The sequence below is a fragment of the Mycobacterium sp. 94-17 genome (genome assembly GCF_035617725.1).
In the GTDB taxonomy this organism is placed as follows: Bacteria; Actinomycetota; Actinomycetes; order Mycobacteriales; family Mycobacteriaceae; genus Mycobacterium.
Window position 1 is genome coordinate 49,767 of record NZ_JAPIYN010000016.1, and the last position, 14,586, is coordinate 64,352.

A 14,586-nucleotide genomic window follows, 5' to 3' on the forward strand; every position below is an offset into this window, starting at 1 on the left:
GTCACCGCACGGACTTGACCACCTGCGAGTAGTGGAACTGCCAGCGCTCCGCGATGTGGAAGCCGAGGTAGGCCGGGAACCGGTACGCCGGGGCGCGCCCGAACGCGCTCCCGGGCGGCAGGTATCGACCGGACTGATGGTCGGGCAGCGAACCGTCCTTGTTGGTGATGGTCCAGATGGCCGGGCACTTGTTGATTTTGGCCGTCGTCAGCCAGACCGCCACGTGGCCGTCCCACAGCGATCCCACCTTCGGGCCGTACGCGCCGCGCTCCACGTCGATCAGCGATCGGAAGGCCGCGGGCCGGGTCGCCAGCAGCGCCCGAATCGGCCCGGGCTTCCACGGCACCGTGTTGTCCACCATCAGACAATCGCCGGGGGCGGCGTGGGTGCTGATCAGATCGGCGACCTGGCTGTAGTCCCACCCCTCCTTGGCGTACGGCCAGCGTTGCACGAACAGGTAATTCGGCACCGCGGCGACGGCGAAGAGCAGCACCACGCCGGCGATGGGCCAGGGGCGGCGGGCCAGCGTGACGATGCAGACCGCCAGCAGGACGGCCATCGCCGGGGAGGTGAAGATCAGATAGCGCGGGTAGTAGATCGGCTCGACGACTGCCGAGTAGACGACGACCAGGGCGGTGGGGATCACCATCCACACCGCGGCGATGAGCAGCAACCGGCGCTGGTCGCCGGTCGGGGCCGGCCCGCCCGCCAGCCGCGTCACGACCGCCGCGACGATCAGCACCGCGCTGGCGATCGCGAAGGCCACGCTGTGGTCGAAATACTGGCGCAGGATGATGTCGAAGGCGTAATGCCAGCTCACCGGGTAGATCCAGTTGACCTGCCACACCTGGTTGTGGGCAAACACGAGGAACGGCGTGGTCACCGCCACGGCGACGGCCGAGCCGGCGACCCACCCCAGCACCGCGGACCTGCGCTCGCCCTTACCCGCGAGCAGGGGCAGCATCGCGCCGTAAACCGGCACCAGCAGCACCAGGTTGAGGTTGAGCAGCATCGACAGCGCCAGTCCTAGCGCGTACCAGACCCACCCACGCGGACCGTCCCGCCGGACGGTCGCCACGACCAACACCGTCAGCCAGACGGCGGCGGCGACCACGAAGGCGTACGGGCGCGCTTCCATGCCCGCCCACGTGGTGCGCGGCAGAATCGCGAAAATCGCGCCGGCACACACCGCCGTGGGCCGCGTGCAGAACTGCCGGGTGAAGACCGTGACGCCGGCGGCGGCCGCCCCTACGGCCAGGGAGCTGGGGAAACGCGACCAAAATTCGGTGGGCGGGAACACCGCGAACCAGCCGTGCATCAACAGGTAGTACGCGCCGTGAACGGCGTCGATGTGGCTCAGCAGCCGCCACAGCTCCGGCAGGGTCCGGCTGGCCGCCGCCGAAATCGTCGCCCCCTCGTCGAACCAGAGCGACGGCCGGCAGGCCCAGGCGGCGCTGACCACGATGGCGAACAGGGCGATCACCCACGGGTCGAATGCCCCGCCGCGCCCACCGCCGCGCGCCGGCTTGGCAGCGACATCCGCGGCGCGCGGCTCGACACCGGGCTCGAGGGTGGGCATGGACATGATGGTCGTTACTTTCCGGCGCGGCTCTCGGAGCGGGTCACAAACCGCGTGCGGCGCATTCACTTTTCCCGTGCGCATTTGCGAGAAAGGGCGTTGTGCAATGCATTTCACGAAGGCCGTGCGCATTCGATTGTTCCGTCATTGGCGGTATTGTCCGTTGTCGCAGCCAGAACCCGCAAATTGACGACGCGACGCGCCGCCCGGTGTCGTTAATCTGCCTCCTGCGCATCGAGCAAACGCGCTACTGTCTTGGATTGGCTGACCAACCGAAACTGGGAGGGTAAATGGGCGCCTATCGGACTGTGGTGGTAGGAACCGATGGCTCGGACTCGTCGATGCGCGCGGTAGAGAGGGCGGCACAGATCGCCGGATCGGACGCCAAGTTGATCGTGGCGTCGGCCTATCTGCCACAACATGAAGACGCCCGGGCGGCGGACGCCCTGCGGGAGGAAAGCTACAAGGTCGCGGGCACCGCGCCGATCTACGCGATTCTGCGTGACGCCAAGGACCGCGCCCACGCCGCCGGCGCGAGCAACATCGACGAGCGTCCCATCGTCGGGGCCCCGGTCGACGCACTGGTGCACCTGGCCGAGGAGGAGAACGCCGATCTGCTCGTGGTCGGTAACGTCGGCTTGAGCACGATCGCCGGCCGGCTGCTGGGCTCGGTGCCGGCCAACGTCTCGCGCCGGGCCAAGGTCGACGTGTTGATCGTCCACACGACGGCGTAGCCGCCGTCTCGACCGCCGCGGGCGCCGGCTACCAGCCCCGCTGGCGCCATTCGTTCAGGTGAGGGCGCTCAGCACCCAATACCGTGTCGTCGCCGTGGCCGGGGTAGACGAGGGTGGTGTCGTCGTACACGTCGAACACCCGGGTGCTGACGTCCTCGACCAGCTGGGCGAAGTCGCCGGGCTTCGACGTTTTGCCGACACCGCCCGGGAAGAGGCAGTCGCCGGTGAACAACTGGGTGACGCCGCCGGCCGCGGGCCCGTCCAGGGCCAACGCGATCGATCCCGGGGTGTGCCCACGCAGGTGGATGGCGTCGAACGTCAGCTCGCCGACCTGGACGGTGTCGCCGTTGGCCAGGAACCGGTCTGGTTTGACCGGCAGCGGCTTCGCGTCGATCTTGCTGGCGGCGGTCGGCGCCCCGGTCGCGGCGGCCACCGCCTGCAGGGCCTGCCAGTGGTCGAAGTGCTGGTGGCTGGTCACGATCAGCGACACCTTCGGCGCGTGGTGCCGGATCAGGTCGATCAGGACGTCCGCGTCGTTGGCGGCGTCGATCAGCAGGGTTTCGCCGGTAGCGGAACAGGTGACCAGATAGACGTTGTTGTCCATGGGGCCGACCGAGACCTTTAGGATCGTGGCGCCGGGTAGGGTCCGGCGGGCCGCGGTACCGGGGTCGGCGTGTCCGGTGTAGTTGTCGTCCACTGCAGTCATGCGCGTCACTCCTCGATGCCACCCGGGCGCCCATCCGAGCCGGGATCGTCGTCGTCGGCGCCAGTCGCTAGGGGTCACGTTACTGGTCGCACGTTGGTTGTCGGTATGGACACATAGCATGGAATGCGCCGTGCGCAGTTCCAGTTCGGATTCCGCTGTGCGGCTACCAGAAGTCGCCAGATAGTTCCTGGGAGGGGCAGCGTTGGCTGACCGTCTGATCGTCAAGGGCGCCCGCGAGCACAACCTGCGGGGCGTCGATCTCGACCTGCCCCGCGACGCGCTGATCGTCTTCACCGGGCTGTCGGGATCGGGCAAATCGTCGCTGGCCTTCGACACGATTTTCGCGGAGGGGCAGCGCCGCTACGTGGAGTCTCTGTCCGCCTACGCGCGCCAGTTCCTGGGGCAGATGGACAAACCGGACGTCGACTTCATCGAGGGCCTGTCCCCCGCGGTGTCCATCGACCAGAAATCCACCAACCGCAACCCGCGGTCGACGGTCGGGACCATCACTGAGGTCTACGACTACCTGCGGCTGCTGTACGCCCGCGCGGGCACGCCGCACTGCCCGACCTGCGGCGAGCGGATCGCCCGCCAGACCCCGCAGCAAATCGTCGACCAGGTGTTGGCGATGCCGGAGGGCACCCGGTTCCTGGTGCTCGCCCCGGTGGTGCGTACCCGCAAGGGTGAATTCGCCGACCTCTTCGAGAAGCTCAACGCCCAGGGCTACAGCCGGGTGCGGGTGGACGGCGTCGTACACCCGCTGACGGATCCGCCGAAGCTGAAAAAGCAGGAAAAGCACGACATCGAGGTGGTGGTGGACCGCCTGACCGTCAAGACGTCGGCCAAGCAACGGCTCACCGACTCGGTGGAAACCGCGCTGAATCTGGCCGACGGCATCGTGGTGCTCGAGTTCGTCGATCACGAACACGACGCGCACAACCGGGAGCAGCGGTTCTCCGAGAAGCTCGCATGCCCCAACGGGCACGCCCTGGCGGTCGACGACCTGGAACCCCGGTCGTTCTCGTTCAACTCGCCCTACGGCGCCTGCCCCGAGTGCAGCGGCCTGGGCATCCGCAAGGAAGTCGACCCGGAGCTGGTGGTGCCCGACCCCGAGCGCACCCTGGCGGAGGGAGCCGTGGCGCCGTGGTCGACGGGCCACACCGCGGAGTACTTCATCCGGATGATGGCCGGGCTCGGTGACGAGCTGGGCTTCGACGTCGACACCCCCTGGCGCAAGCTGCCGGCCAAGGCGCGTAAGGCGATTCTCGAGGGCTCCGACCACCAGGTGCATGTGCGGTACCGGAACCGGTACGGCCGGACCCGGTCCTACTACGCCGATTTCGAAGGCGTGCTGGCGTTCCTGCAGCGCAAGATGGCGCAAACCGAGTCCGAGCAGATGAAGGAACGCTACGAAGGCTTCATGCGTGACGTGCCCTGCCCGGAGTGTGAGGGCACCCGGCTCAAGCCGGAAATCCTGGCCGTGAGCCTGGCCGCGGGGTCGCACGGCAAGAAGTCGATCGCCGAGGTGTGTGAACTCTCGATCTCGGACTGCGCGGACTTCCTGAGCGCGCTCACCCTCGGCCACCGCGAGAAGGCGATCGCCGGGCAGGTGCTCAAGGAGATCCAGTCGCGGCTGGGCTTCCTGCTCGACGTCGGCCTGGAGTATCTGTCGCTGTCGCGCGCCGCGGCCACGCTGTCCGGCGGTGAGGCGCAACGCATTCGGCTGGCCACCCAGATCGGTTCCGGTCTGGTCGGCGTGCTCTACGTGCTCGACGAGCCGTCCATCGGGCTGCATCAGCGCGACAATCGCCGGCTCATCGAAACCCTCACCCGGCTAAGGGGTTTGGGCAACACGCTGATCGTCGTCGAGCACGACGAGGACACCATCGCGCACGCCGACTGGATCGTCGACATCGGCCCGCGCGCCGGCGAGCACGGCGGTGAGATCGTGCACAGCGGCACCTACGCCGAGCTGCTGGCGAACGAGAACTCGATCACCGGCGCCTACCTGTCGGGCAAGGAACGCATCGAGATGCCGGCGAAGCGGCGCGCGGTCGACCGCAAGCGTCAGCTCACCGTCGTCGGCGCCCGCGAGCACAACCTGCGCGGCATCGACGTCTCGTTTCCCCTCGGCGTGCTCACCTCCGTGACCGGCGTGTCCGGTTCCGGCAAATCGACACTGGTCAACGACATCTTGGCCGCGGTGCTGGCCAACCGGCTCAACGGCGCCCGCCAGGTCCCCGGGCGTCACACCCGGGTCACCGGGCTGGATCACCTGGACAAGCTGGTGCGGGTGGACCAGTCGCCGATCGGTCGCACCCCGCGATCCAACCCGGCCACCTATACCGGGGTGTTCGACAAGATCCGCAGCCTGTTCGCCGCCACCACCGAGGCCAAAGTCCGTGGCTACCAACCCGGTCGGTTCTCGTTCAACGTCAAGGGCGGCCGGTGCGAGGCGTGCACCGGCGACGGCACCATCAAGATCGAGATGAACTTCCTGCCTGACGTGTACGTGCCGTGCGAGGTCTGCCATGGCGCCCGGTACAACCGGGAAACGCTCGAGGTGCACTACAAGGGCAAGACCATCTCCCAAGTGCTGGACATGTCCATCGAGGAGGCGGCGGACTTCTTCGAGCCGATCACCGGCATCCACCGCTATCTGCGCACCCTGGTCGACGTCGGGCTGGGATACGTGCGGCTGGGCCAGCCCGCGCCGACGCTGTCCGGCGGCGAGGCGCAGCGCGTCAAACTCGCGGCCGAACTGCAAAAGCGCTCGACCGGTCGCACCGTGTACATCCTCGACGAGCCCACCACGGGCCTGCACTTCGATGACATCCGCAAACTACTCAAAGTCATTAACGGCCTTGTTGACAAGGGCAACACGGTGATCGTCATCGAACACAACCTGGACGTCATCAAGACGTCGGACTGGATCGTCGACATGGGTCCGGAAGGCGGGGCGGAGGGCGGAACCGTTGTCGCGCAGGGCACTCCGGAGGACGTCGCGGCGGTGCCGGAGAGCTACACCGGGAAGTTCCTCGCCGAGGTGGTCGGCCGTGGCCCCGCGGCATCGACTGCTCCGCAACGATCGAGCCGGCGCCGCAAGGCCAGCGCCTGACTTCGCGACAAATAACCTGCGCACACGAAGCGACGAAAAGTGTTCGCGTACTGTATATCTCGTGATCCGCTAGGGGTAGCCGGGGGACACCGAGGTCCTCAACCCTGCTCGGGCCGCATCGATTCCCGGATCTGGGCCAGTCGCTCGGCCGCCGCGCGCTGGTGTTCGTCGTACTGTTCGTCGACCGACCGGCCCTCGGGTGAATCCGCGTCCAGTTCGGTGGCACCTTGGGCGGTGGCGTAGCGGGCTTCGATCCGGTCGCGCACCGACTCAAAGGTCGGCACACCGGCGTCGTCGTACTCCGGGCCGGGCCGGGTTGGGCCGGAGGTGGGTTCTTCGTCGGGCATGCCGCCACCGTACTGCGGCGGGCTGATCTTGTACGAGCGGCGTTTCCCGCCGACGGGCCGGATCGACCGAGCGGGACCGAAAGTGCGCGCCGGCTGGCGCTCAAAGATGTTGCCGTGCAGGGTAGGTCGGTCCGGCTAGCGGGACTGGCGCTGCAGATACCGCACCATCTGTTGCCAGTACACCAGCGTCAGCGCCATCTGCGCCACGATGGCGACCAGCGCCGGCCCGGGCCGGCGGCGATGCGCGGCGACGATCGCCCCCAACGCGGCCGCCGACGACGCCGTGCTGACCACCACCGCCGCATCGCGCGGGCGACGGCTGACCCACAGCTCTTCGCCCAGCATCGCGCGCGTCGACCAGGCGCGGTGGTGTGCGGGCTTACCGAAAACGAAGGGATTCACGCTCAGCCACAGCGCAATCCACACCGCGTGGGCCTTCCGGTGCGTCCAGATCGGGACCAGGACCAGCGGTGTGCTCGCCCATCGGGTCCACGCGCTCCACGGATGGCAGTGCCGCACGAAGACCGCATGCCGCACGCGCGCGACGGACGGCACGGGTGTTATCGCTTGGCGGTGTTCGAGTGCTGGGCGGGCACCACCACCGGGGCCCCGGCGGCGGGCGCGGACGCGGCGGGCAGCGGCGCCCGGGGGACTCCCGGAGTGCCCAGCTCGCCGGCGAGCCAGGGCAGCGAGGCCGCGAACGCGCGGTCCGCGAATGGCCAGTCGTGCTTGCCGGGCTGCGGCACCACCGCGCAGTCGATTCCGTTCGCGCGGCCGAGCGCACACAGGGAATAGGCCGCGGCGGTCTGATTGCCAGGGTTGGCGGCGGCGTCGCGTCCGGCCAGGCGGATGGCGCCGCTGTCGCTCAGCTGCAGCTCGCGCCGTGGCGCCGGCGGGCCGTCGGACGAGATCGCGAACCAGCCGGCCACGTCGCGGTAGGGCCCGTGCCGGGTGATCACCGTGGTCGGGTCGAACGCCGCCCAGGCGTCGGCGTTGCCACCGAACAGCCGGGCGATGGTTTGGGTCTTTGTGCCGGCGTTCGGGAAGAAATCGCCGGCGACGTCGACGAACGCGCTGAACAGGTCGGGGTGCATGACGGTCAGGTCCAGGGCGCAGGTGCCGCCCATGGACCAGCCGGCGACGCCCCAGTTGGCCCGGTGCGGGCTGACGCCGAAGGTCGAAACCATGAAGGGCACAACGTCTTTGGTCAGGTGGTCGGCCGCGTTGCCGCGGACCCCGTTGACGCATTCGGTGTCGTTGTTGAACGCGCCACCGGAGTCCACGAACACCAGTACCGGCGCCGTGCCGTGGTGCACGGCGGCGAACTCGTCGATCGTGGTGATCGCGTTGCCCGCCCGCGTCCAGTCCGCCGGCGTGTTGAACTGCCCGCCGATCATCATCACGGTCGGCAGCGGCGGGGGCGGGGTGGTCGCGAACCATTCGGGCGGCAGATACACCAGCTCGCCGCGATGTTTGAAGTGCGATCCGTCCGAGGGGATCGCCACGGGCACCACGGTGCCGTGCGGTGGTCGGGTTCCCTTGGCGGCCATGGCGGTCACGGTGGCCTGGTCGGCCTGGTCGGGCAGCGGTCCCGACGTCACCTGGCTCCATGCCGATTGCACGGTGGGGAAGTAGCCCACCCAGAGGTTGAGCATCAGCGACGTGCTGAGTAGGCACAGGGGGACAGCCAGCACCGCGGCGCCGCGCCGCCAGCGTCGCGCGGTGCGCCAGCCCAGGATCAGCACCACGGCCGCCATGCCGGTCAGCGTGATCCAGAGCCACAGCGCCGCCGGGGCCGGGTCGTCGGAGAGCCCGCGGTCGACGATGTACCAGTGCGTCAGGTAGGCAGTCACCCCGCCGGCCAGCGCGGCCGCCGGTAACCACACCGTGCGCCAGCGGCGCGAGCGCCAGCCGACCGCCGCCGTCAGCACGACCGCGGCGAGCACCTGGATGGTCGTCGGCAGCCAGCCGTGCATGAGCGAGGTGTGGCTGCTCGCCAGGAACTGCGCGGGTGCGCTGTCCATCGGTGCTGTCACGTGACTCATTGTGAGCTATCGGTAACCGGCCTGGAACATAATCGCCGAATGTTCACTGCACGCTTTCTGGACGTCGGGGATGGCGCTAATGCGGCTTGGCCAGCGGGAACGGCAGCGTCTCGCGGATGCTGCGGCCCGTTAGGAGCATGACGAGCCGATCGATGCCCATGCCCAGCCCGCCGGTGGGCGGCATCGCGTATTCCATTGCCTGCAAGAAGTCTTCGTCGAGCTCCATCGCCTCGGGATCTCCGCCGGCGGCCAGCAGCGACTGCTCCTGCAGGCGGCGCCGCTGCTCGACCGGATCGGTGAGCTCGCTGTAGGCGGTGGCCAGCTCGACGCCCCACGCCACCAGGTCCCACCGCTCGGCGACGCCGGGTTCGCTGCGGTGCGGCCGCGTCAGCGGCGACACCGACGTCGGGAAGTCGATGTAGAACGTCGGCTCCTCGGTCCGGTCCTCGACCAGGTGCTCGTACAGTTCCAGGACCACCGCGCCGGCATCCCAGTGCGCCCGATAGGGGATGTGCGCGGCATCGGACAGCCTGCGCAGGGTGGACAGCGGCGTGGCGGCGTCGACGTGCTCGCCGAGCGCTTCGGACACGGCGCCGTGGACGGTCTTGACCGCCCAGACGCCGGAGATGTCGACGGGTTCGAGGCGGCCATCGCCTTCGGCGGGCCGCAGCACGATCTGCTCGCCGTGCGCGGCCCGGGCGGCGTTCTGGATGAGCTCGCGGCATCCGTCGATCCACACCTTGTAGTCGGCGTGGGCCTGGTAGGCCTCCAGCAGGGTGAATTCGGGGTTGTGGCTGTAGTCGACGCCCTCGTTGCGGAAGGCCCGGCCCAGTTCGAAGACGCGCTCCACGCCGCCGACACACAGCCGCTTCAGGTAGAGCTCCGGCGCGATGCGCAGGAACAGGTCCAGGTCGTAGGTATTGATGTGCGTGACGAACGGCCGTGCGGTGGCCCCGCCGTGGATCTGCTGCAGGATCGGGGTTTCGACCTCGATGAAGTCTTTGTCGAACAGCGTCTGCCGGACCGAGCGCAACACCTCGCTGCGCGCCTTGATCAACTCACGCGACTCGGGATTGACGGCGAGGTCGACGTAGCGCGTCCGCACCCGCGCCTCGGGGTCGGTCAGCCCCTTCCACTTGTTCGGCAGCGGCCGCAGGCACTTAGCGATCATCCGCCAGTCGGCGACGATCAGCGAGCGGCTGCCCTTCTTCGAGAAGCCCATGTGCCCGGACACCTCGACCAGGTCGCCCAGGTCGATGGCCGCGGTGAAGTCGGCGGTCCGTCCCCGCCGCAGCTGCGAATTGTCCAGCAGCACTTGCATTTCGCCCGACCAGTCACGCAGCTGGGCGAACAGCACCCCGCCGAAGTCGCGGATCCGCAAGATCCTGCCCGCGACGGTGATGTCGTCCGCGTCGTCCGCGTCGAGTGCGTTGGCGACGGTGTGGCTGGGCGGGGCTCCGACCGGATACGCGTCGACGCCCTCGCGCTTCAATGTCTTCAGCTTGGCCAGCCGCACCCGAACCTGTTCGGGCAGACGAGATCTCAGCTCCTCCTCGTCGGCGGAGTCCCGGCGCTCCCGCAGCGCGCTGACGTCCGGGGCGCTGCCGTCGTGATGGAGGAGTCCGGATTCCGCGAGTCGCGCCGGGACGGCGGGGTGGTGCCCGGTGTGCGTCTTGCGCCGGCCGAACGGAAACACCAGGAAACCCTCGGCAAGGGCCGAGGCGACGCCGACCCGCGGGATCAGGCGGGCGTCCTCGTAGCAGGCGTAGCGCGGCACCCAATCCGGTTGGTATTTCATGTTGGACCGGTACAGCGTCTCCAGCTGCCACCACCGCGAGAAGAACAACAACAGCCCCCGCCACAGCCGGGCGACGGGGCCCGCACCGAGCTGGGCGCCCTGTTCGAACGCCGAGCGGAACATGGCGAAGTTCAATGAAATGCGGGTGACGCCGATGGTTTCGGCGGTGAGCGCCAGGTCGCTGACCATCAGCTCGATGGTGCCGTTGGGGGACTGCGGCGACCGGCGCATCAGGTCCAGGGAGACGCCGGTGGTGCCCCACGGAACCAGCGACAGCATCGCCACCACGCTGCCGTCGCGGTCCAGCGCTTCGACCAGCAGGCAGTCCCCGTCGGCGGAGTCGCCGAGCCGGCCCAGCGCCATGGAAAAGCCGCGTTCGGTCTGGGTGTCCCGCCAGGCGTCGGCGCGGGCGATGGTGTCGGCCATCTCGTCGGCGGAGATGTCGCGGTGTCGCCGGATCCGCACCGTCAACCCCGCCCTGCGGGCCCTAGTCACGGCCTGACGGACCCCGCGCATATCGGGGCCGGACAGCTTGAAGTCGGCGGTCCGCAGGATGGCTTCGTCGCCGAGCTCGAGCGCGTTGAGGCCGCCCTCGCGATACGCCCGCGCGCCCTGCGTGCTGGCGCCCATCACGCCGGGCGCCCAGCCGTAGGTCTGGCACAGGCCCAGCCAGGCGTCGATGGCCTGCGGCCAGGCTCTGGGGTCGCCGATCGGGTCGCCGCTGGCCAGGCAGACACCGATCTCGACCCGGTAGGTGATGGCGGCGCGCCCGCTGTGGGCGAAGACCACCGACTTGTCGCGGCGGGTGGCGAAGTAGCCCAGGGAGTCGTTCTTGCCGTACAGCTCGAGCAGCCCGCGGATCGCCGACTCGTCCTCACCGGTCAGCGCGTTCTCGGCCCGCTGGGATTGGAAGAGCACGATCGTCGCCAGGATCAGCGCCAGCGCACCGAACAGCCCGAAGATCGCGTTGAGGAACACGTGCGGCCGGCCCGTGAACAGGTCCGGATCCGCGATCGCGAACCCGACCACCCGGTTGGCCACGTACGGCAGGCGGTCCGGGCGGGCCAGGGTTCCCGGGAACAACTCGACCAGGCCCCAGGACACCAGGATCCCCACCACGTCGCCTGCGACCAGCACCGCGGCCGCCTTGACCAGCGCGCCCCGGCGGACCTTGGCCCAGAACTCCCGGTAGGCCAGCACCAGCAGGACGATCGCCGCGATGTGCAGCGTCAGCCCGAGGTTCTCGCCGAAGGTCTCGGCGGCGGTGTTGTCGCCCGCGGCGATGTCGGCGGCGTTCAGCGCCGCGGCCAGGATCATGTTGCCCAGCAACACCAGCCAGGCGATGCGCTTGCGCGCGGTCAGCGCCGCGGCCAGCAACGCCAGGATGAACGACCACGCGATGCTGGTGTCCGGGAAGTTGAACAGGTAGTCGTTGATGAACTCGCGCGGGACTTTGATCAGGTACCTGATCCCCGGGGACACGCTGGCAAGTAGTGACACCGTGGCGATGACGCCCACGGTCCACCCGGCCGCAGCGGGCACCCAGCGATATCGCGAGTTCGGCCGGCCACCGGGCTGCACACGCGGCCCCGAACGAGGACCTGAACGAGGAAAAGCGACAGTCACAGACCGCGAGGATATGCCCTCAATCCGTGAAAAGCTTGTCTAAGCGCTGAGTGTGGCGGGCACGGGTTTTCGGGCGCTTTCTTCTGGCCGCCGCCGGGCCGGCCGGGGGCCCGTCGCGGCGGGGGTATGCGGCCGAAGTGCTAAAACCCACCTCAAGGCTGCTAAACTTGCGCCTGCGACCATCCCGGCGAATGCCAGGAACAGTTAAGTGGAGTCCCACTCCCACCGCGAGCCGATGAAATCCCAGTGCGGATCTTGCAAAGGTTCGGCGGTCCGGTCACAGGCATCGCGGATGCCTGTTCCGCGCGCGGCGCGGGCGGCTCGAGTAGCTTCCAGCCGTGATCGGTCGGCATTGGGCCCTGCTTGTGCAGGGCTTTTTTGCTGGTGGTGTGGTGTTTCCGCCGCTGATTCCCGGACCGGCCCAGGCGGTCGTCACGACAGAAGCCCAACAAGGGAGGCCCCATCAGCACTGAGACCCGCGTCAACGAGCGCATTCGCGTACCTGAAGTCCGATTGATCGGGCCAGGGGGAGAGCAGGTAGGCATAGTGCGCATCGAAGACGCATTGCGCGTCGCTGCGGACGCCGATCTCGACCTCGTCGAAGTTGCCCCCAATGCCAGGCCGCCGGTCTGCAAGATCATGGACTACGGCAAGTTCAAATACGAGGCGGCGCAAAAGGCGCGCGAATCCCGCCGGAACCAGCAGCAGACCGTCGTCAAAGAACAAAAGCTGCGACCCAAGATCGACGATCACGACTACGAGACCAAGAAGGGTCACGTCATCCGCTTCCTGGAAGCGGGATCGAAGGTGAAGGTCACCATCATGTTCCGCGGACGTGAGCAGTCGCGGCCCGAGTTGGGCTATCGGTTGCTGCAGCGGCTGGGCGCAGACGTGGCCGAGTACGGCTTCGTCGAAACGTCCGCCAAGCAGGACGGCCGCAACATGACGATGGTGCTGGCACCGCACCGCGGCGCGAAGACCCGCGCCAAGGCGCGGCATCCGGAAGGACCCGGGGCCGGCACGGCCTCGGCCGACGATGCGGTCGCCGAAGCCGATCCTTCATCGAACTGACCCACGCGAGACTCCCGGGAACTCGGACGACTGCGCCGAGTCTCGAGCACTCAATAGAACAGAGGAAACATGCCCAAAGCCAAGACCCACAGCGGGGCGTCGAAGCGGTTCCGGCGCACCGGAACCGGCAAGATCGTTCGCCAGCAGGCCAACCGTCGGCACCTGCTGGAGCACAAGCCGACCAAGCGCACCCGCCGCCTCGACGGCCGAACCACCGTGTCGGCCAACGACACCAAGCGAGTCAACAGCCTGCTGAACGGCTGACCACACCGCCGGCCAGACCCGCATCGCGAGCCGGCACGGCGACCCGACCCACCAATTTTTGAACGAGAGTAGGAACATCTGATGGCACGCGTGAAGCGGGCGGTCAACGCCCACAAGAAGAGGCGCAGCATCCTGAAGGCCTCGAAGGGCTATCGCGGCCAGCGGTCCCGGCTCTACCGCAAGGCCAAAGAGCAGCAGCTTCACTCACTGAACTACGCCTACCGCGACCGCCGCGCGCGTAAGGGCGAGTTCCGCAAACTGTGGATCTCGCGGATCAACGCGGCGGCGCGCGCCAACGACATCACCTACAACCGGCTGATCCAGGGCCTCAAGGCCGCCGGTGTGGAGGTGGACCGCAAGAACCTGTCCGACATCGCGATCGCCGACCCGGCCGCCTTCACGGCGCTGGTCGACATCGCGCGGGCCGCCCTGCCCGAGGATGTCAACGCTCCCTCGGACTCGGGAGAAGCGGCCTAGCACGCGACGGCGCGGACCGTCCGGGTGTTGACCGAACGTTCGGCCAGGGTCGCCGCGGCGGTCAAGTTGCACCGCCACGTCGGCCGCCGGCGGGCGGGCAGATTCCTCGCCGAGGGGCCCAACCTGGTGGCCGCGGCCGCGCGCCGCGGCCTGGTTCGCGACGTCTTCGTCACCGACGCGGCCCGGCAGCGTCACGCGTCGTTGCTGGCGACGCTGGATTCCGCGGGAAGCCCCGTGCACGCGGTCACCGAGCGCGCGGCCAAGGCGCTGTCCGACACCGTCACCCCGGCCGGGCTGGTCGCCGTGTGCGAAATACCGGCGACCGGCCTGCGCGACGTGCTCGCCGGCTCGCCCCGGCTGGTCGCGGTCGCCGTGGAAATCAGCGAACCGGGCAACGCGGGAACCCTCATTCGCCTCGCCGACGCGATGGGCGCGGCCGGGGTGATCCTCGGCGGCCACAGCGTCGACCCGTATAACGGCAAGTGCCTGCGGGCGTCGGCCGGCAGCATCTTCTCGCTCCCGGTCGCCGTCGCGCCCGACATGCCGGCCGCCGTGGACGCGTTGCGCGCCGGGGGCCTGCGGCTGCTCGCCGCCACCGTGGACGGTGAGACGCGGCTCGACGAGGCCACCGGCCTGCTCGGCGCACCGACGGCGTGGCTGTTCGGCCCCGAATCGCACGGTCTGCCAACCGAAATCGCGGCGGCGGCCGACCACCGGGTGCGCATCCCCATGGCCGGCGGTGCCGAGAGCCTCAACGTGGCGTCGGCCGCGGCCATCTGTTTGTATCAGAGCGCGCGGGCGCTGGCCTCCGAAAGTTAGGC

Annotated in this window: 12 protein-coding genes; 6 read left to right on the plus strand and 6 right to left on the minus strand. The window is 68.7% G+C overall.

Features of this window, described 5'->3' with window-relative positions:
• Window position 1: 1 nt before the first annotated feature.
• Window positions 2–1,585, minus strand: coding sequence for a glycosyltransferase family 39 protein (locus OQ789_RS18385; protein WP_324687497.1), 1,584 nt, complete (start codon window positions 1,583–1,585; stop codon window positions 2–4).
• 284 nt (window positions 1,586–1,869) lie between these two features.
• Here OQ789_RS18385 and OQ789_RS18390 point away from each other — a divergent pair, with 284 nt between their 5' ends.
• A complete protein-coding gene (locus OQ789_RS18390) occupies window positions 1,870–2,313 on the plus strand; it encodes a universal stress protein (protein ID WP_324687498.1) in 444 nt (147 codons plus the stop codon).
• A 28-nt stretch (window positions 2,314–2,341) separates the two neighbouring features.
• Here the strand turns inward: OQ789_RS18390 and OQ789_RS18395 are convergent, their stop codons facing one another.
• On the minus strand, window positions 2,342–3,019 hold the full coding sequence (locus OQ789_RS18395; RefSeq protein ID WP_324687500.1) for an MBL fold metallo-hydrolase: 678 nt from the start codon (window positions 3,017–3,019) through the stop codon (window positions 2,342–2,344).
• Window positions 3,020–3,221: 202 nt separating this feature from the next.
• Here OQ789_RS18395 and uvrA point away from each other — a divergent pair, with 202 nt between their 5' ends.
• Complete coding sequence (gene uvrA / locus OQ789_RS18400) at window positions 3,222–6,137, plus strand: excinuclease ABC subunit UvrA (RefSeq protein WP_324687501.1); 2,916 nt, start codon at window positions 3,222–3,224, stop codon at window positions 6,135–6,137.
• A gap of 98 nt (window positions 6,138–6,235) precedes the next feature.
• Here uvrA and OQ789_RS18405 read toward each other — a convergent pair whose 3' ends face one another.
• From OQ789_RS18405 to lysX, 4 genes are all read right to left on the minus strand, one after another.
• Window positions 6,236–6,484 carry a hypothetical protein gene (locus tag OQ789_RS18405; protein ID WP_324687502.1) on the minus strand — a complete coding sequence of 83 codons (249 nt, stop codon included), beginning with the start codon at window positions 6,482–6,484 and terminating at the stop codon, window positions 6,236–6,238.
• 135 nt (window positions 6,485–6,619) lie between these two features.
• Complete coding sequence (locus tag OQ789_RS18410; RefSeq protein WP_324687503.1) at window positions 6,620–7,039, minus strand: DUF6653 family protein; 420 nt, start codon at window positions 7,037–7,039, stop codon at window positions 6,620–6,622.
• Window positions 7,040–7,044: 5 nt separating this feature from the next.
• Window positions 7,045–8,529 (minus strand): alpha/beta hydrolase, encoded by a 1,485-nt coding sequence (locus OQ789_RS18415; protein ID WP_324687505.1) that lies wholly within the window; start codon window positions 8,527–8,529, stop codon window positions 7,045–7,047.
• Window positions 8,530–8,605: 76 nt separating this feature from the next.
• Complete coding sequence (gene lysX / locus OQ789_RS18420; RefSeq protein WP_324687506.1) at window positions 8,606–11,908, minus strand: bifunctional lysylphosphatidylglycerol synthetase/lysine--tRNA ligase LysX; 3,303 nt, start codon at window positions 11,906–11,908, stop codon at window positions 8,606–8,608.
• 507 nt (window positions 11,909–12,415) lie between these two features.
• On the opposite strand from lysX, the gene infC reads away from it, so the two are divergent.
• The 4 genes from infC to OQ789_RS18440 all read left to right on the plus strand — a co-directional run bounded on the left by infC (window position 12,416) and on the right by OQ789_RS18440 (window position 14,584).
• Entirely contained in the window at window positions 12,416–13,024 is a 609-nt protein-coding gene (gene infC / locus OQ789_RS18425; RefSeq protein WP_324687572.1) for a translation initiation factor IF-3, read from the plus strand.
• 69 nt (window positions 13,025–13,093) lie between these two features.
• Window positions 13,094–13,288 carry a 50S ribosomal protein L35 gene (gene rpmI / locus OQ789_RS18430; RefSeq protein ID WP_066882282.1) on the plus strand — a complete coding sequence of 65 codons (195 nt, stop codon included), beginning with the start codon at window positions 13,094–13,096 and terminating at the stop codon, window positions 13,286–13,288.
• 81 nt (window positions 13,289–13,369) lie between these two features.
• Complete coding sequence (rplT, locus tag OQ789_RS18435) at window positions 13,370–13,765, plus strand: 50S ribosomal protein L20 (RefSeq protein WP_007776071.1); 396 nt, start codon at window positions 13,370–13,372, stop codon at window positions 13,763–13,765.
• A gap of 24 nt (window positions 13,766–13,789) precedes the next feature.
• A complete protein-coding gene (locus tag OQ789_RS18440; protein ID WP_324687509.1) occupies window positions 13,790–14,584 on the plus strand; it encodes an RNA methyltransferase in 795 nt (264 codons plus the stop codon).
• Window positions 14,585–14,586: the final 2 nt, after the last annotated feature.